A 22,781-nucleotide genomic window follows, 5' to 3' on the forward strand; every position below is an offset into this window, starting at 1 on the left:
ATGACGACATGACAGAATTAATCTTGCAAGCCCTGTATTCGGGCTTGCTGCAGGGCGGCTCCTACGCCCTGATCGCGCTGGGTCTGGCGCTGGTGTTCGGCACCATGAAAGTGATCAACCTGGCGCACGGCGAACTGGTGCTGCTGGCCGCCTACATCGCCTACAGCGTGGAGTCCGGGCTGGGACTTGGCCCCATGTTCGCCATTCCCATCGCGCTGGTGATCGTCAGCCTCACATCCGTGGGCGTCTACCTGATCGTCAGCCGCATCAAGAAGGACCGCGAAATCAATTCGCTGATCCTCACCTACGGCATCGGCGTCATCCTCACCAATTTCATTTTGCTGGTCTGGAAGGCGGACATCCGCTCGACGTCGTCGAGCTGGCTGCAGGAAGGTTTCGAGATCGGCCCCTTCTTCAGCATGCGCAGCGAAGTGATTTTCTTTGGCGTCAGCCTGGTGCTGATGGCGGCCCTGTGGCGCTGGCTGTCCACCAGCTGGTATGGCCGCGCCGTGCGTGCCGTCTCCAGCAACCGCGACGCGGCCAAATTGATGGGCATCGACCCGGGCCGCACGGAACTGGTGTCCTTCCTCGTCGCCGGCATCCTGGCCGCCTTCGCGGGCGTGGCGCTGTTCAGCTATGGCGTGATCCAGCCGGCCTACGGCGGCGCGCTGACGGTAAAAGCCTTCATCATCACGGTACTGGCCGGCATCGGCTCGATCCCGGGCGTGCTGATCGCCGCCGTGCTGCTGGGCGTGGCCGAGGCGCTGACCGTCACCCTGGCCAGCTCCGCGCTGCAGGAATTGTCCGGCATGGTGCTGTTCCTGCTGGTGCTGTTCATCATGCCGAACGGCCTGTTCGGCGCACAACGGAGGCGCGGATGAAGCGGTCTACATTGATTTCCACGGCGGTCCTGCTGCTGGCCGCGTATGTCGCCGTGCCGCTGGCGCTGGGCGCCAACCAGTATGTGATGAGCATGGTGGTGGCAGCCCTGGTCATCGGCGGCGTGGCCATGTCCTGGGCCCTGCTGGGCAACCTGGGCGGCATGGTCAGCTTCGGCCACGCGGCCTTCTTCGGCGTCGGCGCGTATGTCTCCGCGCTCACCACCGTCAAACTGGGCCTGCCCGTGTTTGCCGGCATGCTGCTGGGCGGCGCGGGCGCGGCCATCGCCGCCGTCATCATGCTGCCCGTGCTGCGCCTGCGCGGGCCGTATTTTGCGCTGGCCATCCTCGCCTACGCGCACATCTTCCGTATCCTGGCCACGGAATGGAGTTCCGTGACGGGCGGCGCCGGCGGCGTCAACAATATCCCCACCCTGCCCACGGTTTTCGGCGTCGACCTGGCCAGCAAGACGGGCGCCTACCTGGTGGTCTTGACCCTGGTGGTGTGCTGCGCCTTTGCCTATAGCCGCATCCGCGCCAGCCATTACGGCATCGCCCTGCGCGCCATGCACGACAGCGAAGACGCCACGCGCGTCGTCGGCGTCAACAGCACCTTGCTGAAAGGCGCGATGCTGCTCGTGTCGGCATTCATGGCGGGCCTGTTCGGCGCCTTCAATGCCCACTACATCAACTTTCTGGAACCGGACTACGCCTTCAACAGCCTGTGGGTGACCTTGCCGATCGTGGCCGCCATCTTCGGCGGCTACCGCACCATCCTCGGCCCCGTGCTGGGCGCCGTGGTGGTCTACCTGGTCGACCAGCTGATCTTCAAGTCGCTGATCCCCACCGGGCACCAGCTGGTGCTGGGCGTGCTGCTGGTGGCGATGATCGTCTTCAGCCCGAACGGCTTGCTGCCGCTGCTGCAGCAATGGCTGAAAAACGCGTTCAACGCCAAGGAGACAACACATGCTTGAACTCGATAATGTGTGCGTGCGCTTCGGCGGCCTGACGGCCGTCGATTCCGTCACCCTGAACGTGGGCAGCCACGACGTGATCGGCCTGGTGGGCGCGAACGGCGCTGGCAAGACCACCCTGTTCAATGCCATTTCCGGCCTGGTGCGCCCCACCAGCGGCAGCATCCGCTTCGAGGGACGCGACATCATGGCCACGCCCATGTACCAGCGCGCGCGCCTGGGGCTGGGGCGCACCTTCCAGATTCCGCAGCCCATGCATGAACTGACGGTGCGCGAAAACCTGATCGTGGCGCAGCGCTTCGGCACGGGCAAGGTGGACCAGCGCAAGATCGATGAAATCCTCGACTTTACGAGCCTGGCCGACAAGGCGGGGCGCGACGCGGCCAGCGAACTGGCGCTGACGGAATTGAAGGCGCTGGAAGTGGCCAAGGCGCTGGCTACCAATCCAAGGCTGCTGCTGCTCGATGAAGTGCTGGCCGGCCTGGAAACCAACGGCAAGCGCCGCTTCATGGGCATGCTGAAGGATTTGCATGCCGCCTTCGGCGTGGGCATCGTCATGATCGAGCACGATATCGAAACCATCAGCAATCTGTGCCAGCGCGTCGCCGTGCTCAATTTTGGCCAGCTGATCGCCGACGGCACGCCGGACGCCGTGTTCCGCGATCCGGCCGTCATCGAAAGCTATACGGGAGCCGCCCATGCTTGACATAGAGAACCTGCGCGCCGGCTATGGCGCCATCAATGTGCTGTGGGATGTATCGCTGGCTATCCAGAAGGGCAAGCTGACCACCATCATCGGCCCGAACGGCGCCGGCAAGACCACCTTGCTGCGCGCCATCATGGGTCTGCTGCCGGTCGGTGCGGGCAGCATCGCGCTCGATGGCCAGTCCATCAACGGCACGCCGACATGGAAGATGAGCGATGCGAGGGTGACGATGATACCCGAGGGGCGCATGACCTTCCGCGACATGAGCGTGGAAGAAAACCTGATCATGGGGGCGTTTCCAAAGGAGCATCGCAGCCACATGCCGGCGCGTCTGGCCGAAGCCTACGCCATGTTCCCGCGCCTGCACGAACGCCGCAGGCAGCTGGCCGGCTCGCTCTCCGGCGGCGAGGCGCAGATGCTGGCCATGGCGCGGGGCTTGATGTCGGATCCGTCGCTGCTGATCATCGACGAGCCGTCATTGGGCCTGGCGCCGCTGGTGGTCAACGAATTGTTCGAGATCCTCGCGCGCCTGAACGACGGCCGGCGTACCATCATCCTCGTCGAGCAGAACACGGCGCGCGCGGTGGGCGTGGCCGACCATGTTTACCTGATGCAAAGCGGCAGGGTGGCGCTGTCGCAAAAAGCCGACGAGGTCGACCTCGAGCACCTGCACGCGCTGTACTTTGCGCGCTGAGCGGCATGCGCCAAGCGCATGGCGGGCGGCCTGCGGGCCGTCACTCCTCGTCGTCGGCCAACTTGTCGAACACCTGCAGCTCACTCTTGCCGAGTCCGCTCGTCACGAAGGGATCGTCGGCAGGCAGGCGGCCTGTATCGACCAGTGTGCGCAGCTTGCTCAGGCGCTCGCCCTGCGCCAGCGCTTGCGCCTGCGGATCGGCATCCGCGCTGGCATCGGCGCCGGCCTGCGCGATCGCGCACGTCACGGACGCGGGAAACTCCCATAATTCGGCGATCCGCACCGACAGGATGCGCGCCTGCGCAAACACCTGGGCAATGAAGGCGTCCGATTGCGGGAAGGCGTCGGGCGCGTGCATCTGGTCGATCAGCCGGAACGCCACCACCAGGCCGACATTGGCCATCAGTCCCGCCAGGTAGGCATCAAAACCGTCCGCCTGCAGGGCCGGCGCGACCAGATTGGCCGCCAGCGCACATTTCTCGGACTGGCGCCAGATCAGCGGTGCCGTGCGGATGGTCAGCCCGCCGCTTTGCATGCTGACGATGGGACGGAAGGCGACGCGGGCCAGCAGCATGCGCATGCCGTTTTGCCCGAGCAGCATGATGGCGCCTTCCATATTGTTGATCGAGGGGCTGGCGTTGTAGCGCGAATGGTAGCAGGGCCGGTTCGCTTCGCGGTAGACCTCGGCGACCAGCAGCACGTCCTGGGCCAGCTGGCGCGACAGCTCGGCCGCGCTCATGTTTTCATCTTGCAAGGTCCGCATCAACTGCGGAATGATGGCAGGAATGCGCGGTATCAGCGCGGCGCCAGCGATCGGTTCACTGGCCAGGCGCGTCAATTCGTCCAGAATCTGCTGCTCCGCCTGCGCCGTGGCCTGCGTCGCCCCCGCCGCCGCCAGCCAGCGGTAGTACATGGCATCGATTTCGGTGATGGTGGCCGGCTGCCGCGCCATCTCGGGCGCCGCCGCTGGCGTGACGGGCGCCAGCTTGTTTTTGCCGTCGCCGCCGTTCAGTAATTTTCCTATCCAACCCATTGCTCTTCCAGCCCTCTATGCATCACTATCGCGACATCCGCGCCGCGATTTTACTTGATCACGGCAGCGCCGGTGCGGCCGGCGTGGTTGGCCTTGTCCAACTGGCGCAAGCTGCTACAGTAGCGTTCCCGCTACCCTCCCTGCCGTGCAAGGTAAATCATGAACAACATGCTGGCCCAGTACATCACCAGCCAGGCGTATAACAACGCCTGGGCCAACCACCGCCTGCTGAAGGCGTGCGCGCAACTGACCGAGGCCGAGTTCCAGGCCACGCGGGTCAGCTTTTTCCCCACGATCCAGTCCACCCTGAACCATATTTTGACGTGCGACTGGTTTTATCTCGATGCGCTCGAGCGCGAGCTGCGCGGCGACGTGCCGCACCCGGACTGCTACACCTTCTTTGCACAGGACGAGCCCTGCACGGATTGCGCCACGCTGCAGGCGCAGCAGCAGGCGTCCGATGCGCGCCTGATCGCGCATTGCCGCAGCCTCTGCGATGCGGACCTGGCACGGCCCGTGACGATCCTGCGCGACACGCCGCAAACCGACACGCGCCTGCGCCTGCTGGCGCATCTGTTCCAGCACCAGATCCACCACCGTGGGCAAGTGCACGCCATGCTGGCCGGCACGCGCATCGCGCCCCCGCAGCTCGATGAATTCTTCTGCGCCGGCGAAGCCGATGAGCGGGCGCAGGATTTTGCGGAACTGGGCTGGACGGAAAACGACGTCTGGGGCCAGCGCTGACCTACTGCCCGGCGTGGCAGCAGACGCACAGCTTGTTGCCGTCGAGGTCGCGGAAATACGCGCCATAGTAATGCGCGTGGTAATGGGGCCGCAGTCCCGGCGGCCCTTCGCACACGGCACCCAGTGCCAGCACGGCCTGGTAGCAGCGGTCCACCTGCGCGCGGCTGGCGGCCAGCAAGGCCGTCATCTGCCCGTTGCCGGGCGCGGCGGGCAAGCCGTCATGCGGCGCGCCCAGCACGAACAGCGGACGCGGGGCCGTCTCCGCCATCCAGCCCGCCCAGGGCCTGGCCGGATCATGAAATTTCTCGATCAGATCGAGTTCTCCCAGCAGGACAGTGTAGAAAGCGTAGGCGCGAGGAAAATCGTTGGTGCCAAGGCAAATATGGGACAGCATGCGGCTCCTTTAAGGATACAGACACGTGTGCGGCGAGATGCGCCAGTTGATTATAATGGCGCATCGCTTTCCGACACGCTCCCATGCCAGACCTCGACCGCATCCAGCTGCACCCGCCGGCCAGCGCCGACCTTCCCGCCTTGCTGGCCTTCGAACTGGACAACCGCGCCTATTTTGAATCCTGGGTCACGGCCCGCGCGCCGTCCTACTACACTGCCGAAGCCGTCGCCGCCGCCATCGAACGGGCGCGGCACGAGCGCGAGCACGACCATGCGCACCAGTACCTGGCCAAGCTGGACGGACAGATCATCGGCAGAGTCAACCTGACGGGCGTCGCGCGCCCGTATTTCAACAAGGCGACACTGGGCTACCGCATCGGCGAACAGTTTGGCGGGCGCGGCTACGCCACGCGCATCGTCGCCCTGCTGCTGGACGAGGCCTTCGGCGCGCTGGACCTGTGGCGCCTGGAAGCGACGGCGCGGCCGCAAAACCTGGGCTCGATCGCCGTCATGCGGCGCAACGGCTTCCATCAATATGGCAGGTCGGAGCAAGCCATGCGCTTCCAGGATGCATGGTCGGACCTGCTGTATTTCGAACGGCGCAACGGCACGGCCCCGGGCTGAAACACGGCATTTCCTCGCATCAGCGCGACTTTCCCCCTATCGGCCGCGCCTTTGTGACAGCGCAAAGCCGCAGCATATTGAACTGATAACGTCAGACTTCGGGAATTTTTAATATCTTGCCAAGTCCAACATGAAACTGCATCAACGCCTGTTCGAACATGTGCTGCTGATACTGGCATTGGCCATCGCCATCTTCGCTGCCGCCATCGTGCTGGCACGCATGACACAGTGGGCGGAAGTGCAGGAATTGCCGGCCTACGTCGTGCAAGGCATGCATCTGGTGGGCAAGGTGCTGTTTATCCTGGACGGCTGCGTCGTCATTGCCGTCAGCAGCATCCTGGCCGCCAGGCTGTTTCGCATGCTCACCAAGGAGGACCTATGATCGACCTGCACTACCTGCTGACCCTCCGGCATCCGCGCCGCTTCTGGTACAGCGCCCTTCTCATCGCCGTGGCCTCGGCCATCCTGCTCGATCCGTGGCTCGACAGCATGCCCTGGCTGGTGGCAATACCATTCGTGGCCGGCGGCTTGCTGGTGGCGCTGGGCGAACTGTGGGACGAAATGCCCGGCAAGCAACGGCCAGATGGCAATGGCGATGCGCACACGCCATGCCGGCGCCCGTAAGCGCCGCGTGACGCTGGCGCGCAACACAAGGGCACGCCAGCATCGCTGTCAGCGGCCTTTTAAGACTGGCTTCAGGCTGGCCATGCATCGTGGACAGACGCCCACAACGGGCGTTTTCCCAACGATCACGGGCACGGGCCCAGCGAAAGAGCCAACATGAGCAAATGGATGCGCGCCAACAAGGGTTTTTTGATGTTTTTGCTGCTGTTCGGCGTGTTCCGCACGGCCGTGGCCGACTGGAATCCGATACCGTCGGCCTCCATGCGTCCCAACCTGCTCGAAGGCGACGTGGTCTTCGTCAACCGCCTGGCCTTCGACTTGAAAGTGCCGCTCACCGATGTCGTGCTGCAACGCCTGGGCGAGCCAGCACGCGGCGACATCGTCACCTTTGCCTCACCTAAAGACGGCACGCGGCTGATCAAGCGCATCATCGCCCTGCCCGGCGACACGGTGGAAATGCGCGATGAACAGCTGATCATCAATGGCCACGCCGCCCGCTACACGGCGCTCGGCACGGCGCCCGAGGCGATCGACCGCATGGGACAATTGACGGCGCAGCGCTTCAACGAACGCAACGGTACCGAGCAGCACCACATCCAGGTCCTGCCGCAAATCGCTGGCGCGGCGCGCAATTTTGCCCCCGTGACGGTGCCGCCAGAGCATTTCATGATGCTGGGCGACAATCGCGACAACAGCGCCGACTCGCGCTATTTCGGCTTCGTGCCGCGCGCCTTGCTGATCGGCAAGGCCGAGCGCATCCTGGTCTCGGCCAATATCCAGGAACATTGGCAGCCGCGCCTGCAGCGCTTCGGCATGAAGCTGGAGTAAACCCTTGCCGTGCAGAACGCCAGGCTTTTCGGTTAGCATGGCGCATCATGCCGAACTTTCCTCTTGCCAGCCCGCACGCCGCCAGCACGCATCACGCGCTCGACCAGCTGGCGCACTTCCTGCAACGCCATCCCGACGTCCTGCTGCTGACGGGCGCCGGCATCAGCACGGCGTCGGGCATCCCCGATTACCGCGACCCGGACGGCGTGCGGCGCGGCAATGCGCCCGTGCAGGGACCGGATTTTCGCCGCCAGGATGCCGTGCAGCGCCGCTACTGGGCGCGCAGCATGGTGGGCTGGCCAGCGCTGGCGCGCGCCGTGCCGAATCCCGGCCACCTGGCCATCGCCCAGCTGGCCCAGCGCCAGCAGATCGGCGGCCTGGTGACGCAAAACGTGGATGGCTTGCACCAGCAGGCGGGCAGCAGCGGCGTGACGGAATTGCACGGCAGCATACATGCGGTGGTCTGCCTCGATTGCCATGCAGGCTTTGCGCGGCGCCTGGTACAAGACTGGCTGGAATGCGACAATCCGCAACTGCTGGGCGCCAAGGCCACGCCGGCGCCCGACGGCGACGCCTTGCTGGAGCCGTCGCAGCTGGCCACCTTTCACCTGCCGCGCTGCCCGCACTGCGGCGGCACCCTGCAGCCGGACGTGGTGTTTTTCGGCGATGGCGTGCCGCCTGCCTGCGCCGAAGAAGCGGCACGCAAGATGCGCGAGGCCAGCGCCCTGCTGGTGGTCGGCTCGTCCGTGATGGTGTATTCGAGTTTTCGCCTGTGCCGCATGGCGGCGGAAGCGGGCAAGCCCGTGGCCGCCATCAACCTGGGCAAGACGCGCGCCGACCATTTGCTGGCATTCAAGACGGAAGCCCCGGCACAGGACATCTTGCCAGCATTAGCGGCCATGCTGGGCTGATCACGGCGCAGCGGCGCGCCGCTCTGGCTATACTATGCGATTAACGAGGAGAATTCATGCTGGAACTGTTGAGTGAACACGCCTGTTTTGGCGGCGTACAACGTTTTTATCGCCACGATGCGCAAGCCATCGGCTTGCCCATGCGCTTCTCGGCCTTCATTCCCGACACGGCAGCCGGCACCAAGCGCCCCGCCCTGTTTTACCTGGCGGGCCTGACCTGCACGGAAGAAACCTTCATGATCAAGGGCGGCGCGCAGCGCGTGGCGGCCGAGGAAGGCCTGATCTTGATCACGCCCGATACCAGCCCCCGCGGCGCAGGCATCGCGGGCGAGAGCGACAGCTGGGACTTCGGCGTGGGCGCCGGCTTCTATGTCGATGCCACGCAAGCGCCATGGAGCGGCCACTACCGCATGTACAGCTACATCCTGGAATTGCGCGCCTTGCTGGAACAGGAACTGGCTATCGATGCGCAACGCACGGGCATCTTTGGCCACTCGATGGGCGGCCACGGCGCGCTGGTGCTGGCCTTGCGCAACCCGGAACTGTTCCGCTCCGTCTCCGCCTTCGCGCCGATCGCCGCACCCAGCCAGTGTCCATGGGGAAAAAAAGCCTTCACGGGCTACCTGGGCAGCGACACCGCCACCTGGCAGCAGTACGACGCCAGCGCGCTGATGCGCGGCCTGGCCGGCCAGCCCGTGCTGTTTCCAGCAGGCATCTTGATCGACCAGGGCCTGGCCGACAAGTTCCTGCCCGAGCAGCTGTACCCGGAAGTGTTCGAAGCGGCGTGCCAAAGCGCGGGCCAGCCCCTGCAGCTGCGCCGCCAGGCCGGCTACGACCACGGCTATTACTTCATCGCCACTTTCATGGAAGAGCATGTGCGCTTCCATGCGCGCAACTTGCGCGCCCTGAGCTGAGCTGAGCTGAGCTGAGCTGAGCTGAGCTAAGCTGAGCTAAGCTGAACTGAGCCGAGTGCCTATTGCACCGTGCTGGTATGCCCGTTGAAATGGCGCGTGTACCAGTCGGTGGCCAGCACGGCCGCCTGGTGGCGCGTGTCGGGGCCGCCCGGTGCGGCGATCTGTTCCAGTTGCTTGTCGCAGCGCAAGGTCGCAAAGGCCATGCGGTTCAGGCCCGCCACGTCCGGGTCGCGGCCGCCCACGATCAGCAACGATGGCACGCGCACGTTTTCCAGTGCCGCCTTGCCGGCCATTTCCACCTGGCCATCGCAAACGGCCAGGGCGGCGATATCGGCACTGCGCCAGGCGCCCAGCTGCATTACCACGGCCGCGCTGGTGCCATAGCCGTACAGGCCGCAAGGCAGGCGCCGCGTGGTCGGGTCCACTTGCAGCCAGCCCAGGGCTTTTTCCAGCTGGCGCGCCAGCAGGACGATATCGCTGCGCACGAAATACGCATGGCCATTGCTGCCGCCGCCAGGCGCGACGCCGCCCTGGTCGAAACGCAGGGTGGCGATACCCGCTCGCAAAAAATCCTGGGAAGTGGCGTGGCTCGATGCGCCCAGATAGTCGCTATCGGCGCCGGCGCCGTGGGCAAACAGGACGATGCCCACGGGCCGCTCGGGCATTTCAAGCACGCCGTCCATCTGAAGTTCATCGGCCGTGATGCTGACAAATTGTTCTTGCATGGCTGCCTCCGCTATCGAGCTGAAATCCAGCTGCGCACATCGAGCTGCTGCTAAGCTGATTTTGCCGGGCTGGGCGACGCCTGCATGCCCTGGGCGGCAGTTATCAGTGTAGCAGCCTGCGGCCATTCCTGCCCGGCCGTTCGTGTGGAAACGGCGCACGGCAAGCACAGGAATGGCGCAGCGGCAAGGCTAGACGGCGCCGTGCCGGTCGAGTCCCTTCAGCACGGCTTCCGGACGGATCGGCAAATGCCGCACGCGCGAGGCCACGGCGGCAAAGATGGCGTTGCCGATGGCGGGCGCCACGGCCGTGGTGGGCGGCTCGCCCATGCCCGTCGAGGTTTCCGTGCTGGCCACGAACTCGATGTCCAGCTGCGGCACGTCGGCCATGCGCAGGGGCGTGTAGGTATTCAGGTTGGTATCCTTGACCTCGCCATTCAGGAAGGCCGTGCCTTCGTGGATGGCCATGCTCACGCCCCACAGGGCGCCCCCTTCCGCCTGCGCCAGCGCGCCGTCCGGGTCGACGATGGCGCCCGCGTCGATCACCATGGTCAGCTTTTCGACGATGACCATGCACGTGCTGCGGTCGACTTTCACGCGCGCCACGCATGCCGTCCAGGTCGGCATGTCGCGCTCCTGGCCAAACGTGGCGGCGATGCCCAGGCCCGTGTCGGGCGGCATGGCCGTGCCCCAGCCCGCCTTTTCCGCCGCGCGCCGCAACACATGGGCCAGGCGCGCGGCGCCGCCGACGGCGTTCGGCGCGCTGCCGGCATTGCGGCCCGTCGCTTGCAGCAGCGACAGGCGGAAAGCCAGCGGATCGACCTTGGCCGCCTGCGCCGCTTCGTCCATGAAACTTTCCACTGCCCAATTCGTCCAGCCCGGCCCCACGGAACGCAGCCAGCCTGGACGGAAACTGCTGTTGGCCAGGTCGTTCGACACGGCCCGCACGCGCTGCGCGCCCACCGTGTACCAGTGGTCGGCGCCGGCGATGGCGAACGGATCATACGGATGGCCCTGCTTATCCTTGGCCAGCAAGGCGGGGATCATCGCCTGCGTGGGCCAGCCCGCGCTGGCCTCGTGCACCATGGCCGACACCTTGCCGTCGGCATCGAACGCCATGCGCACATGCTGTAGCGAAGGCGAACGGGGCGAATCGAAGCGCGCATCGTCGGCCCGCGTGCAAATCATCTTGACGGGACGCCCGATGGCTTGCGCCGCCAGCGCGGCCGGCACGCAGTAATCGCCATTCAGGCGCCGGCCGAAGCCGCCACCGAGCAAATAGGTGTGCAGCATGATTTTGTCTTCCGGCACCTTCAGGGCGGTGGCCAGCACGGGCAGGATCAGGGATTGCCACTGGTTGCCAGCATGAATATGCCAGACGCCGTCAATTTCCTGCGCCAGGGCATTCACCGGTTCCAGCTGGAAATGCAGGACTGTGCTGGTCGTGTAGTGGCGCTCCAGCTTCAGGCTGGCATCCTTGAAGGCTTGCTCCACGCCATCATCGTCGACCACGCGCGCGCCCAGGGTCGCGTCGGCCAGCTGCTTCGTGCCATAGCTGACGATGTCCTGCTCGGACACGTGGGCCGCCGCGCCGGCGCGCCACTTCACCTGCACCAGGTCGGCCGCGCGCACGGCGGCAGCGTAGCTTGCCGCATACACCATGACCCAGCCAGGCACGCTGCCGCTGGGGTCCTGCAAGGCTACCGAGTGCAGATAGCCGTTGACCTTCTTGGCGGCCGAGTCGTCGATGGACACGACTTTGGAACCGTAGCGCGTGGGCGGCAGCTTCGGGCGCGCATACAGCATGCCATCGACATGCGCATCGATGCCGTACACGGCCGTGCCATCCGTCTTGGCGGGGATGTCCAGCGCCTGCACAGGCTGGCCGATCAGGGTGCGCTGCTGCGGCGTCTTCAGCACGATGGCTTTGAGTTGTTCGGGCGTGTACTGGCGCGTCAGCTTGCCACGACGCACGATGTCGCCATAGGAAATCGAACGCCCCCGCCCATGCACGGCGCCCAGTTTCGCATGGCAGGCGGACGCGGGCACGCGCAGCAGCCGGGCGCCCTCCTCGACCAGCGCCAGGCGGCCGGCCGCGCCGGCACGGCTGAGCGGATCGAAATTCTGCCAGACGGACCAGCTGCCGCCCGTCACCATCACGCCCCATTTCGGATCCGTGTCCACGTAATGCAGGCGTACTTTGCTCCAGTCCGCTTCCAGCTCATCGGCAACGATGCGCGCCAGGGCCGTGCCGATATGCTGGCCCATTTCCGCCTTGGCGATATTTACGGTGACGATGCCGTCGCGGCCGATCTCGAACCAGATGCTGGGATCGAACACGGGCGCAGCCGGCGTGGCGGCCGGCGTGGGCAGCGCCTTGCCGGGGGCCGGGGCAGTGTTGGCATAGGAGCTGTCGGCGCGCAAAAAGGCCAGGGTAAATCCCGTGCCGGCGGCGGCGATCAGGAAGCCGCGCCGGCCCAGCGTAGGGGCAGGCGCGCCGGCGTTGTCTTTGGGCGGCTTAAGCATGTGGCGCCTCCGGCATCCCGGCCGCCAGCTTGATGGCCTTGCGGATGCGCACATACGCCATGCAGCGGCACAGGTTGCCGCTCATGACGGCATCGATATTCGCATCCGTGGGCTGCGGATAATCTTTCAATAACGTCGCCGCCTGCATGATCTGGCCCGACTGGCAATAGCCGCACTGGGGCGCCTGCGTGGCGATCCACGCCTGCTGCAGCGGGTGCGTGCCGTCCGGCGACAAGCCCTCGATGGTGGTGACGGCGGAACCGGCCACGGCGGCGATGGGCGTGATGCACGAACGGATGGCGCGCCCATCCACATGCACGGTGCAGGCGCCGCACATGCCGATGCCGCAGCCAAATTTGGTGCCCTTCAGATTGACTTCATCGCGCAGCACCCACAGCAAGGGAGTGTCGGCATCGACCTCGGCGCTGAAGGACTGGCCATTGACGGTAATGTTATACATGCGTGAGACTTTCAATAATTACTTGGCGGCACTGCCGCTGGCGGGAGCGGCGGCACGCGCGCGCGCCACGGCCGCTTCCAGGTTCGTCCAGGCCGGCTGGTGGCTGCGGCTGCGGCGCAGGTAGGCGGCCAGCTGGGCCACGTCGTTATCCGTCAGCGCGGCGGCAAAGCCAGGCATCAGCACGCCAGGCATGGCCTCGTCCTTGCCGATGCCGTGCAGGATCACCTGGATCAGATTGGCGGGATCGGGCGCGCTGACGGCGCTGTTCAGGCTCAGTTCCGGGCGCAGGGCCACGGGCTGGCCATTGCTGTTCGAATGGCAGGATGCGCAGGCGGCCACATACAGGCTGGCGCCACGGTCGTTGTCGACCAGGCTGACCCGCCGTGAACGCTGGATGCCGGCTTTCACCACCGTATCCGTATCGACCTGGCGCTGCTCCGCCGCGGCCACGCCGGCAAAATACACGGACAGCGCGCGGATATCGGCATCGGGCGAAGCGTCCATACCTTCGTGCACGACGGCCGACATGGGGCCGGCCGCCACGCCATGCAGGGCCGTGGCCCCCGTGCGCAAAAAGGCATACAGCTCGGCCTGCGTCCACGGCAGGGGCGCCGTGTTGGCGCTGGTCAGGGCCGGGGCATACCAGTGGTCGATGGAGGCGCCCAGATAAGCGGAATTGGCAACTTCGGCGCCCAGCGCATTGCGCGGCGTGTGGCAGGCGGCGCAATGGGCCAGGCCTTCGGCCAGGTAGCGGCCCCGGTTCCAGTCCAGCCCTTGCGCCGCGTCCAGCTGGAAACTGGCTGGCTTGAAATACAACAACTTCCAGCCCGCCTGCAAAGGCCGCAGGTTCAGCGGAAACGGCACGCTATTGGCGGGCGCCACCGCGTACACGGGCGGGCGGGTCATGAAATACGCGTACAGGGCCGTCAGGTCGGCATCCGACACCATGTTGAAGTGGGTGTACGGAAACACGGGATACAGGTGCGCGCCATCGCGGCCCACGCCTTCGCGCATGGCCCGCTGGAAAGCCGCCAGCGACCAGCGGCCGATGCCCGTTTGCGGGTCGGGCGTGATATTCGTCGCGTAGATCGTGCCAAACGGCGTGGCCAGGCCGTGGCCGCCTGCGTACTCGGCACCGCCCTTGGCCGTGTGGCAGGCGGCGCAATTGCCCATGCCGGCCAGGATGCGGCCCTTGTCCACCACTTGCGGTGAAAACGCCGTGGCGGCCGGGGGATTGATGGGCGCCAGCGCGGGACGCCAGTAATACAGATACGCGGCCAGCGCCGCCACGATGAGCAGTGCCAGCAAAAGCAGCAGGCCGGTGAAAATCTTTTTGAGCAAAACAGGAACCAGTCAGGGTAAAAGCCGGGAGGCAAAGCAAGAATACGGAGCGAGGCAGGCCTGCCACCGGCGAACAGCGGCGGCAACAGCGCCACAATGCCAATCTTACCGCGATTGTGACTTGTTGTATGTACGCAATGACACGCAGGCAAGCCCGAGAGCGGGCTGCGCCTTATAATCACCTTTTCAGCACGGCCCCTGCCCTCCCGCCCCACCATGCATACCGTTTCCATTATTCTCATCCTGGTCCTGACCGTCGTCCTGTGCGGCTTTGTCGCCCGTTCGCGCTGGGTCAAGCTGCCCTTGCCCCTGATCCAGATCGCCGGCGGCACGGGGCTGGCCATGTTCGGTGTGCAAGTACCGCTCGATCCCGACATCTTTTTCCTGCTCTTCATCCCGCCGCTGCTGTTTCTCGATGGCTGGCGCATCCCCAAGGGCGCCTTCTTTTCCGATGCCCGTTCGATCCTGATGCTGGCCATCGGCCTGGTGCTGTTTACCGTGCTGGGCATGGGCTTCTTCATCGACTGGCTGATCCCCAGCGTGCCGCTGGCCGTCGCCTTCGCGCTGGGCGCCATCCTGTCGCCGACGGACCCCGTGGCCGTCTCGGCCATTGCCGCCGGCAACCCCATCCCGCCACGCCTGATGCATATCCTGGAAGGCGAATCGCTGCTGAACGACGCGTCCGGTCTCGTCTGCTTTACGTTTGCCGTGGGCGCCATGATGACGGGCGGCTTCTCGATCGGCGCCGCCTCGCTGAGCTTTGTGCAGGAAGCGGGCGGCGGCATCATCATCGGCCTGGCCATTTCCTGGGGCGTGGGCCTGGCGAACAAATGGCTGGTGAGCAAGGTCGGCGAAGAGCCGGGCCTGCAAATCCTCATCAGCATCCTGATCCCGTTTGCCGCCTACCTGGGCGCCGAGCAAATCCACGGCTCCGGCATCCTGGCCGCCGCCACGGCGGGCGTGTCCATGCATTACGCCGACCTGATCGGCCGCCCCCTGGCCGCCACGCGCACCCAGCGCAAGGCCGTGTGGGATACGGTGCAACTGGTGCTCAATGGCGTGATCTTCGTCATGCTGGGCGCGCAGCTGCCCACCACCGTTGCCGGCTTGCCAGCCGCATCGGCCGAAGTGGGCGCCGGCAGCGCCTGGAAGCTGCCCCTGTTCGTGCTGGCCATCACGGTGGGCCTGACTTTCATGCGCTTTGTCTGGGTCTTCATTTCCATGAAGCTGACCTTGTTCAAGCACCACAAGAAGGTGGCGGGCGAATCGAAGGAAGCGGCCATGCTGGCGCGTCCCAGCCTGCGCCTGCTGATGGTGGCCTCGTTTGCGGGCGTGCGCGGCGCGCTGACCCTGGCCGGCATCCTGACCCTGCCCTTGTTCTTGCCTGACGGTACGCGCTTCCCCGCGCGCGACCTGGTCATCTTCCTGGCCATGGGCGTGATTTTGCTATCGCTGCTGCTGGCCAGCGTCACCCTGCCCCTGCTGACCAAGGGCCTGGTGTTTGCGCCGCCCGCGCGCCGCTCGACGGAAGAGCGCAACGCGCGGGCGGCAGCGGCCGAGGCAGCCATCGTGCGGCTGGAAAAAGTCTGCGCCGGCATCGACAAGGATAGCAAACAGCAAGTCATTACCGAGGCCGCCAACCGCCTGATCGAAGCCTACCGGCGCCGCCTCGCGTATGGCGAAAGCAGCAATGACGAGGCCACGCGCATGCAGGAGCTGGCCAAGGCCGAACGGGCACTGCGCCTGGAAGCACTGAACGCGGAGCGCGATGAACTGTTCCGCCGGCGCATCTCGGGCGAGCTCGATGACACAATTCACTTGCGCCTGTTGCGTGAAATCGACTTGCTGGAAGCGACGTTGGAAGAATAGAGACAATAGAAACAATCCAAAGCGGTTTTGAGCAATGTTGACCAGCAATTCTCATGGTAAAGAATGCAAGTTTTAACATTGCTGTTTATAATGCAAGTTTATATCGCAATATGATTTACTTTCAGCACGCAGTTCCGTACAGTCTGTGTTGACGAGTAGCAATTTCTGACCCGCATAAAGACGCTCAAAACCGTGCTTTCCTTCCCTTGCCACTGGCAGCGCACCGCGCCGCCAGCCTTGCTTTCGGCCGTACTGCTGGCCTCGCTGCTCGCCTGTGGCCTGCTGGCGCCGGCGGCGTGGGCGCAAGGCGGCGCGGCGCCTGACACCAGGCGGCCGGCCGAAGTGGCGCAAGTCTTGTTCGGCATCATCAGCTATGTACGCTGGCCCGTGGCGCGTCCGGAAGTGCGCGTCTGCATGGTCGGCGCCACGCGCCATGGCGCGGCCATCGTCGACACGCCCGCCTCGAACGCGGGACAGCGCATCCGCGTGAAAGTCCAGCCGGCGGCCGGCGCCGCCGGGGAATGCGACGTCGTCTACATGGGCACGCTGCCCGAGAGCGAACGCGAGGTGCTGCTGACGCAAATCATCGGCAAACCCATCCTGTCGGTCAGCGAACCGGGCACCAGTTGTTCCGTCGGCATCATGTTCTGCCTGCGCCTGCTCGACGCGCAGATCGGCTTTGACGTCAACCTCGACGCCATCGCCCGCAGCGGCCTGCGCGTGCATCCGAACGCCTTGCAAATTGCACGTCGCAAGGGACCTCAGCCATGAATGCCCGGATCAGTGCCAAACTGGCCCGCAAGCCCCGTCCCACGCTCGACAGCGTGCTGCGGCGCGCCCACCTGAGCGTGTCGCTGATCGCCGTGCTGGCCGCCGGCCTGACCCTGACGGCCGTGGCCCTGCTGGCCTTGCGCGTGTATTCGGACCAGAACCTGCGCCTGGTGGCCCGCTCGATGAGCTACACGGTGGAAGCGGCTGTCGTCTTCGGCGACCCGATGGCCGCCAAGGAAGCGCTGGCCCTGATCGGCGTCAACGAAGACATCGACCAGGCGCAAGTGAGCGATAAAAACGGCAATATGCTGGCGCGCTGGGAGCGGGGCGAACACGGCACGCGCTACTACATCGAGCGTACCTTGACGGGCTGGATGCTGCCCGACTCGCTGACTTTCCCCATCACCCACGATGAACAGGTGATCGGCAGCATCAAGCTGATCCCGCACAGCCGCAGCCTGCTGCCCTTCCTGCTCAGCGGCCTGTCCTGCCTGCTGGCCTGTTTGGCGCTGAGCCTGATCGTCGCCGTGCGCCTGTCGCGCCGCATGGAAACGGAAATCACGGCGCCGCTGCGCCACCTGGCCGAAACGGCGCACCGCGTGCGGCGCGACCGCTCGTTCGAGTTGCGTGTGCCGCCAGCCAATATTGCTGAATTGAATCAGATCAATGACGACTTCAACGCCCTGCTCGACGAACTGGAAGCATGGCAAAGCCATCTGCAGAAGGAAAACGCTTCGCTGTCGCACCGCGCCAACCACGACAGCCTGACGGGCCTGTCCAACCGCGCCTTCATGGAAGCGGAACTGGAGCGCGCCATCACGGAAGCGCGCATCGGCAACGGCAAGGTGGCCGTGCTCTTCCTCGACAGCGACCGTTTTAAATATATCAACGATACCTTTGGCCATGCCTCGGGCGACCGCGTGCTGGTGACGATCGCCGCGCGCATCAAGCAGCAATTGCGCGAAGGCGACCTGGTGGCGCGCCTGGGCGGCGACGAGTTCGCCATTTTGCTGCGGCCGCTGCGCAGCAGCGCCGACGCCATGCATATCGCCGACAACATCATCAGCGCCATGTCGCAAGCCATTGAGCTGCCAACTGGCAACAGCATCGTCACCTCGCTGACCATCGGCGTGGCCGTCTTCCCCGACCACGCCATCGACGCCGTCTCGCTCGTGGGCGCGGCGGACGAAGCCATGTACCGCGCCAAGCAGGCGCAGCGCGGCACGCGCCAGGTGGCGCACCAGCCGCAGACACACATTCACCCATGACAGCAAGGAGCATCACCATGCAATGCATTTACAAGCAGTTACGCCTCGGCCTCCTCGGCCTGTTCCTCGTCGGCCTGCTGGCCGCCTGCCAGAGCGCCCCTGAAAAGAAACCGCTGTTCAACGCCGATCAGGTCGCCACCTTGCAGGAACAAGGCTTCAAGCAGACCGACGAAGGCTGGGAGCTGAGCTTCACGGACAAGCTGCTGTTTGAGTTCGACGCCGCCAAGCTGACGCCGCCCAGCCGCAGCGCCATCCAGAAGATCAGCGCCGCCCTGCTGAAAGTGGGCATCACCCACATGCGCGTGGAAGGCCATACGGATAACGAGGGTACGGAAGCGTACAACAATAACCTGTCGCTGGCGCGCGCCAACGTGGTGGCCGATGCCATGAGCGCGACGGGCATTCCACGTAACAACATCGTCATCAAAGGCCTGGGCATGAGCAAGCCCGTGGCCTCGAATGCCACCAAGGCGGGCAAGGCGGAGAACCGCCGCGTCACCATCATCGTTTCGGCGCCATGAGCGCAGACGCGCCCGCCGTGCGCTGGGTCGTGATGGGCGTGTCCGGCTGCGGCAAGAGCGCCGTCGGCGGCCTGCTGGCCGGCGCGCTGGGCGTGCCCTACGTGGAAGGCGACGACGTGCATCCGCCGGAAAACGTGGCCAAGATGGCGGCCGGCATCCCGCTTGAGGATGCGGACCGGGCCAGCTGGCTGGCGGCCTTGCGCGAACGCATCGCCACGGCCCGCGCGCAGGGCAGCGGCCTGGTGGTGTCCTGCTCGGCCCTGAAGCGCACCTACCGCGACTTGCTGCGCGAGGGCGACCCCGCCCTGCGCTTCGCCCACCTGGACGGCCCCCGTGCCGTGCTCGAGCAGCGCATGCAGCGCCCCGGCCATTTCATGCCGCCCAGCCTGCTCGACAGCCAGCTGCGCACCCTGCAGCCATTGCAAGCAGACGAAGCCGGCATCGTGCTGGACATCCGCCAGCCGCTGCCCGCCCTGCTGGAACAGATCCTGCAAGCGCGCTGACTCGCCGCACGGGCCGCGCGCTGGACAGCCAGCGGCCCGCTGTGTAGACTGGCACGCACTTTTATGAGGGATCACATGAACACACCAACAACAAAACCCGCGCCGGGTCCGGAGTTCTGGGAACGTGCCGACCAAATCATCGCCCTGGCCAACGAGCAGTGCGAGCAAAGCCGCGGCAACGAAGTGGCCACCTCGCTGCTGTACGCGGCGGCGCGCTTCAACGCCTTCCTCGTCGCCAGCAAAACCAACGATGTGGCCAAGATGCAGCAGGAAAAAGAGGACGCCGTGGCCTTCTTCACGGAACAGTACAAGCGCATGCTGACGGATAACTTCAACGACTACATCGCCAATTTCGACAAATACACGCAACCATCGTCGGCCCCGCAGGCCTGATGTCCGCCCGCGTCAGCGCGCCGCATGCCGCCAGCGTGCTGGCAGGCACGGTGCGCTACGCGCCGCTGCCATCGCTGTGGCTGGCAGCCATGCTGGCCGGCACCGTGCTTGGCGCCACCCTCGCTTTCAGCTGGGGCGGGCTGGCACTCTTCATCATCAGCACCGCCATCGTCTTGCTGTTCGGCCATTCGCTGGGCAGCCACCGCAAGCTGATCCACGATAGCTTCCACTGCCCCCGCTGGCTTGAATATGTGCTCGTCTACCTGGGCGTGCTGGTGGGACTCAGCGGCCCGCTGGGCCTGCTGCGCCAGCACGAGCTGCGCGACTACGCCCAGCGCCAGCCCGATTGCCACCGTTTCCTGCGCCACGGCGGCGGCTTCTGGCGCGATGCATGGTGGCAACTACACTGCCGTCTCGATCTGAACCAGCCGCCGCATATCGCCATCGAGCCGCGCATCGCGCACGACCGCTTTTACCGCTTTCTGGAAGCCACCTGGATGCTGCAGCAACTGCCGTGGGCGCTGCTGTTCTACGCCTGGGGCGGCTGGGGCCTGGTTTGCTGGGGTGTCTGCGCGCGGGTCACCGCCGGCGTGCTTGGGCACTGGCTGATCGGCTACTTTGCCCACAACCATGGCCAGCGGCACTATCACGTCGACGGCGCCGCCGTGCAGGGCCACAACATCCGCCTGACTTCGCTGCTGACCATGGGCGAATGCTGGCACAACAACCACCATGCCTATCCGGGCTCGGCCAGGCTGGGCTTGCGCCCCGGCGAATGGGACCCGGGCTGGTGGGCACTGCTGCTGTTGCGGCGCCTGGGCCTGGTGTCCAGGCTGCGCCTGCCGGTGGACCTGGCGCCGCGCCCTGAACTGCGCGCACGCCTGCCTGCAGATAGTTATTGACCAATCGTTCACCAATGCCTATAGTGGTGGCAGAGACGGGACATTCCGCCCCGCCGCACACCTTGCATCGCCACCATGGCCAGACCCCGCAACTTTGACGAAGCCACCGTGACCAGCCAGGCCGCCGCCGTCTTTGGCCGCCTGGGCTACAACGCCGCGTCGATCGATGACCTGGTCAAGGCCACCGGTTTGCTGCGCGGCAGCCTGTACAAGGCTTTCGGCTCCAAGCAGCACCTGTTCGAGCGCGTGCTGGCGCAAGCGCTGCAGCCGGGCTGGCCGGCGCGGCAAGAAGCCGTCGATTTGCTGATCATTGCATTGAAGGAACTGGCGCCCGCCGACGCCGCCATCACGGCCCTGTGCCGTGCGGCCGTGCTGGAAACGGGCGCCGCCACGGCCCGACTGCTGGGCGAACGCCTGCTGCACCCTCTGGATCCACCACCGAAGGAGACGCCACCATGCCTGTCCTCGAATTGACTGACGAAGCACTGACCATCCGCCTGACCCTGTGGGAAAAGCTGGCGTCCTTCCAGGGCAATGTGCGCATTCCGCTGCGGCACGTGCGCGGCACTACCGACGATGACGGTTTTCGCGGCACGGCCCTGGGCTTGCGCGCGCCGGGCACCGGCGTGCCTGGGGTCATTTCGGCCGGCACCTACCACAAGGGCGGCGACCGGCAGTTCGTCTTCATGACGCGCGGCACGCAGCCGCTGGTGATCGAATTGCAGGACGAAAAGTGGGCGCGCCTGATACTCGGCGTGCCGGACGCGCGTGCCATGGCCACGCGCATCAACGCGCTGGCCAAGGCTCCAGCCTGAGCTATCAGCCCGGCTCGCCCGCCAGGTAATTGTTTTTCACGCGCACGTAGTGTTCGGCCGAATAGCGCAGGTAGGCAATCTCGGCCTCCGTTAGCGCGCGTACCTTGGCGGCTGGGCGGCCCACGTACAGGTGGCCGCTTTCCAGCACCTTGCCCGGCGACACCAGGCTGCCCGCGCCCAGCATCACGTGCTTTTCCACCACCACGTCATCCATGACGATGCTACCCATGCCGATCAGGCACTCGTCGCCGATGGTGCAGCCGTGCAATATCACGGAGTGGCCGATGGTCACGTATTTGCCGATGGTCAGGGGCGAACCGTCGGGCTTGGCGGCATTTTTGTGCGACACGTGGCCCATGGAAAAGTCCTGGATATTGCTGCCCTCGCCAATGACGATGCGGTTGACGTCGCCGCGCAGCACGCTGTTGCACCAGATGGAACAGTCGTCGCCGATCTGCACATCGCCAATCACTTGCGCCGTGTCATGCAGATAGACTCTATCGCCCAAGACGGGACGGGTATTCAGGTAGGAACTGACAGGCATCGTATTTTCACTTTCACTTCATTAAATTAATCCACGGGCATCATACCCAGCCGGCGGCCAGCGCAAAAATCGCCAGTCCATGCGCCAGGGACGCGCCCAGCAAGCCGGCACGGCAATATACCAGCCCCGCCACCACGCCTTCGATCACAGTAAATACGAGGATGGGCGCGCCCACCTGCGTGACAGTGGTGGCAAGGAAGGCGTGGCACAGGCCAAACACCAGGCCCGACACCAGCGCCGCGCGCCAGGCCGGCAGCCAGGCGCGCAATTGCTGCTGCAGCAAGCCGCGAAACAGCAACTCCTCATAACAGTTGGCCGCCAGCGCAAAGCCCAGCAGCATCGGCAGCAAGGGTGGCGCGACAGGCGCCAGGGAGGGCAAGCCGGCCAGCGCCTTCAAGCCGCTAGCCAGCGCGATGATCACGCAAGCGCCCGCCACGCCCAGCAGCACGGACAATGCCGGCCGCAAGCCCAGCCAGCGGATCTGGCGGCGCGCCTCGCTTTCCAGCCAGCAGGTGCCGACAAGCAGTCCCAGCGACATGATCCCCAGCGCCAGCAAGACCAGCGGCGGCGCCGTGAAGCGCAAGCCGCCCGCCGCCACCTGCCAGTAGCCATGCGCCGTCATGGCGTCGCGCGCCAGCACGAAAAACAAAATATGCACGAGCACGCGCAGCAACGGCACCGTACGGGGAACGGCCAGCAGCAAGGCGGCGCAAACCAGGAAGGCGGGCGTGATGGCCAGCAGGTACTGCGCCAGGGAAGTGAAGTCGGCCATCGCTCACATCGGGAAAAGACGGTGCCAACGGGCACGGGCGGGTTAATTGTA

General features: G+C 65.4%; 28 protein-coding genes. 20 read left to right on the forward strand and 8 right to left on the reverse strand.

Annotation, left to right across the window (positions count from 1 at the left end; all coding sequences use genetic code 11):
• Window positions 1–8: 8 nt before the first annotated feature.
• The 4 genes from ACQ4WR_RS10290 to ACQ4WR_RS10305 are packed head-to-tail and all read left to right on the forward strand — an operon-like array spanning window position 9 to window position 3,252.
• On the forward strand, window positions 9–881 hold the full coding sequence (locus ACQ4WR_RS10290; RefSeq protein ID WP_102298562.1) for a branched-chain amino acid ABC transporter permease: 873 nt from the start codon (window positions 9–11) through the stop codon (window positions 879–881).
• The gene (locus ACQ4WR_RS10295) at window positions 878–1,852 is read left to right on the forward strand and encodes a branched-chain amino acid ABC transporter permease (RefSeq protein WP_102298563.1); all 975 of its coding nucleotides are present in this window, start codon (window positions 878–880) and stop codon (window positions 1,850–1,852) included. The genes ACQ4WR_RS10290 and ACQ4WR_RS10295 overlap by 4 nt, the downstream gene beginning before the upstream one ends.
• A complete protein-coding gene (locus ACQ4WR_RS10300; protein WP_102298564.1) occupies window positions 1,845–2,558 on the forward strand; it encodes an ABC transporter ATP-binding protein in 714 nt (237 codons plus the stop codon). Before ACQ4WR_RS10295 ends, ACQ4WR_RS10300 begins: the two co-directional genes overlap by 8 nt.
• A complete protein-coding gene (locus ACQ4WR_RS10305; protein WP_436487045.1) occupies window positions 2,551–3,252 on the forward strand; it encodes an ABC transporter ATP-binding protein in 702 nt (233 codons plus the stop codon). Before ACQ4WR_RS10300 ends, ACQ4WR_RS10305 begins: the two co-directional genes overlap by 8 nt.
• 40 nt (window positions 3,253–3,292) lie before the next feature.
• Here the strand turns inward: ACQ4WR_RS10305 and ACQ4WR_RS10310 are convergent, their stop codons facing one another.
• Window positions 3,293–4,285, reverse strand: coding sequence for an HDOD domain-containing protein (locus ACQ4WR_RS10310; RefSeq protein WP_102298568.1), 993 nt, complete (start codon window positions 4,283–4,285; stop codon window positions 3,293–3,295).
• Between the two features lie 159 nt (window positions 4,286–4,444).
• On the opposite strand from ACQ4WR_RS10310, the gene ACQ4WR_RS10315 reads away from it, so the two are divergent.
• Window positions 4,445–5,029: a DinB family protein gene (locus ACQ4WR_RS10315; protein WP_436487047.1), complete on the forward strand. Its 585-nt coding sequence runs from the start codon at window positions 4,445–4,447 to the stop codon at window positions 5,027–5,029.
• 1 nt (window position 5,030) lies between these two features.
• Here ACQ4WR_RS10315 and ACQ4WR_RS10320 read toward each other — a convergent pair whose 3' ends face one another.
• Complete coding sequence (locus ACQ4WR_RS10320; protein ID WP_436487049.1) at window positions 5,031–5,423, reverse strand: VOC family protein; 393 nt, start codon at window positions 5,421–5,423, stop codon at window positions 5,031–5,033.
• An 83-nt stretch (window positions 5,424–5,506) separates the two neighbouring features.
• Between ACQ4WR_RS10320 and ACQ4WR_RS10325 the strand changes: the two genes are divergently transcribed.
• The 6 genes from ACQ4WR_RS10325 (at window position 5,507) to fghA (ending at window position 9,323) form a co-directional block, all read left to right on the forward strand.
• Entirely contained in the window at window positions 5,507–6,046 is a 540-nt protein-coding gene (locus ACQ4WR_RS10325) for a GNAT family N-acetyltransferase (RefSeq protein WP_102298574.1), read from the forward strand.
• Between the two features lie 130 nt (window positions 6,047–6,176).
• Window positions 6,177–6,428, forward strand: a complete 252-nt coding sequence (locus tag ACQ4WR_RS10330; RefSeq protein WP_102298576.1) for a hypothetical protein — start codon at window positions 6,177–6,179, stop codon at window positions 6,426–6,428.
• On the forward strand, window positions 6,425–6,670 hold the full coding sequence (locus ACQ4WR_RS10335) for a hypothetical protein (protein WP_102298578.1): 246 nt from the start codon (window positions 6,425–6,427) through the stop codon (window positions 6,668–6,670). Before ACQ4WR_RS10330 ends, ACQ4WR_RS10335 begins: the two co-directional genes overlap by 4 nt.
• 156 nt (window positions 6,671–6,826) lie before the next feature.
• The gene (gene lepB / locus ACQ4WR_RS10340) at window positions 6,827–7,498 is read left to right on the forward strand and encodes a signal peptidase I (RefSeq protein WP_436487052.1); all 672 of its coding nucleotides are present in this window, start codon (window positions 6,827–6,829) and stop codon (window positions 7,496–7,498) included.
• A gap of 47 nt (window positions 7,499–7,545) precedes the next feature.
• Entirely contained in the window at window positions 7,546–8,409 is an 864-nt protein-coding gene (locus ACQ4WR_RS10345; protein ID WP_436487054.1) for an NAD-dependent protein deacetylase, read from the forward strand.
• Window positions 8,410–8,465: 56 nt separating this feature from the next.
• Window positions 8,466–9,323: an S-formylglutathione hydrolase gene (gene fghA / locus ACQ4WR_RS10350; RefSeq protein WP_436487056.1), complete on the forward strand. Its 858-nt coding sequence runs from the start codon at window positions 8,466–8,468 to the stop codon at window positions 9,321–9,323.
• A 59-nt stretch (window positions 9,324–9,382) separates the two neighbouring features.
• Here fghA and ACQ4WR_RS10355 read toward each other — a convergent pair whose 3' ends face one another.
• The 4 genes from ACQ4WR_RS10355 to ACQ4WR_RS10370 form a co-directional block, all read right to left on the reverse strand.
• Window positions 9,383–10,048, reverse strand: coding sequence for a dienelactone hydrolase family protein (locus tag ACQ4WR_RS10355; RefSeq protein ID WP_436487058.1), 666 nt, complete (start codon window positions 10,046–10,048; stop codon window positions 9,383–9,385).
• Between the two features lie 189 nt (window positions 10,049–10,237).
• On the reverse strand, window positions 10,238–12,571 hold the full coding sequence (locus tag ACQ4WR_RS10360; protein ID WP_436487060.1) for a xanthine dehydrogenase family protein molybdopterin-binding subunit: 2,334 nt from the start codon (window positions 12,569–12,571) through the stop codon (window positions 10,238–10,240).
• On the reverse strand, window positions 12,564–13,031 hold the full coding sequence (locus ACQ4WR_RS10365) for a (2Fe-2S)-binding protein (protein ID WP_436487062.1): 468 nt from the start codon (window positions 13,029–13,031) through the stop codon (window positions 12,564–12,566). Before ACQ4WR_RS10365 ends, ACQ4WR_RS10360 begins: the two co-directional genes overlap by 8 nt.
• An 18-nt stretch (window positions 13,032–13,049) precedes the next feature.
• A complete protein-coding gene (locus tag ACQ4WR_RS10370; protein ID WP_436487064.1) occupies window positions 13,050–14,372 on the reverse strand; it encodes a c-type cytochrome in 1,323 nt (440 codons plus the stop codon).
• 216 nt (window positions 14,373–14,588) lie between these two features.
• Between ACQ4WR_RS10370 and ACQ4WR_RS10375 the strand changes: the two genes are divergently transcribed.
• From ACQ4WR_RS10375 to ACQ4WR_RS10415, 9 genes are all read left to right on the forward strand, one after another.
• The gene (locus ACQ4WR_RS10375; protein ID WP_436487066.1) at window positions 14,589–16,241 is read left to right on the forward strand and encodes a Na+/H+ antiporter; all 1,653 of its coding nucleotides are present in this window, start codon (window positions 14,589–14,591) and stop codon (window positions 16,239–16,241) included.
• Window positions 16,242–16,478: 237 nt separating this feature from the next.
• Window positions 16,479–17,012: a regulatory sequestration protein YfiR gene (yfiR, locus tag ACQ4WR_RS10380; protein ID WP_102298915.1), complete on the forward strand. Its 534-nt coding sequence runs from the start codon at window positions 16,479–16,481 to the stop codon at window positions 17,010–17,012.
• Window positions 17,009–18,280 (forward strand): diguanylate cyclase DgcN/YfiN, encoded by a 1,272-nt coding sequence (gene dgcN, locus ACQ4WR_RS10385; protein WP_102298913.1) that lies wholly within the window; start codon window positions 17,009–17,011, stop codon window positions 18,278–18,280. The genes yfiR and dgcN overlap by 4 nt, the downstream gene beginning before the upstream one ends.
• A gap of 17 nt (window positions 18,281–18,297) precedes the next feature.
• Entirely contained in the window at window positions 18,298–18,801 is a 504-nt protein-coding gene (yfiB, locus tag ACQ4WR_RS10390) for an outer membrane lipoprotein YfiB (RefSeq protein ID WP_102298912.1), read from the forward strand.
• Entirely contained in the window at window positions 18,798–19,304 is a 507-nt protein-coding gene (locus ACQ4WR_RS10395; protein WP_436487069.1) for a gluconokinase, read from the forward strand. The genes yfiB and ACQ4WR_RS10395 overlap by 4 nt, the downstream gene beginning before the upstream one ends.
• A 75-nt stretch (window positions 19,305–19,379) precedes the next feature.
• Entirely contained in the window at window positions 19,380–19,697 is a 318-nt protein-coding gene (locus ACQ4WR_RS10400; RefSeq protein ID WP_102298911.1) for a DUF3144 domain-containing protein, read from the forward strand.
• On the forward strand, window positions 19,697–20,599 hold the full coding sequence (locus ACQ4WR_RS10405) for an acyl-CoA desaturase (protein WP_436487071.1): 903 nt from the start codon (window positions 19,697–19,699) through the stop codon (window positions 20,597–20,599). Before ACQ4WR_RS10400 ends, ACQ4WR_RS10405 begins: the two co-directional genes overlap by 1 nt.
• A 75-nt stretch (window positions 20,600–20,674) precedes the next feature.
• Window positions 20,675–21,073 (forward strand): helix-turn-helix domain-containing protein, encoded by a 399-nt coding sequence (locus tag ACQ4WR_RS10410; RefSeq protein ID WP_102298908.1) that lies wholly within the window; start codon window positions 20,675–20,677, stop codon window positions 21,071–21,073.
• Window positions 21,055–21,414 (forward strand): PH domain-containing protein, encoded by a 360-nt coding sequence (locus ACQ4WR_RS10415; RefSeq protein ID WP_436487073.1) that lies wholly within the window; start codon window positions 21,055–21,057, stop codon window positions 21,412–21,414. The genes ACQ4WR_RS10410 and ACQ4WR_RS10415 overlap by 19 nt, the downstream gene beginning before the upstream one ends.
• 4 nt (window positions 21,415–21,418) lie before the next feature.
• On the opposite strand, the gene ACQ4WR_RS10420 is transcribed toward ACQ4WR_RS10415, so the two are convergent.
• On the reverse strand, window positions 21,419–21,958 hold the full coding sequence (locus ACQ4WR_RS10420) for a gamma carbonic anhydrase family protein (protein ID WP_102298904.1): 540 nt from the start codon (window positions 21,956–21,958) through the stop codon (window positions 21,419–21,421).
• Window positions 21,959–21,998: 40 nt separating this feature from the next.
• On the reverse strand, window positions 21,999–22,730 hold the full coding sequence (locus ACQ4WR_RS10425; protein WP_436487075.1) for a CPBP family intramembrane glutamic endopeptidase: 732 nt from the start codon (window positions 22,728–22,730) through the stop codon (window positions 21,999–22,001).
• Window positions 22,731–22,781 lie beyond the last annotated feature (51 nt).

The sequence above is a fragment of the Janthinobacterium amylolyticum genome, from assembly GCF_051380655.1.
In the GTDB taxonomy this organism is placed as follows: domain Bacteria; phylum Pseudomonadota; class Gammaproteobacteria; order Burkholderiales; family Burkholderiaceae_D; genus Janthinobacterium.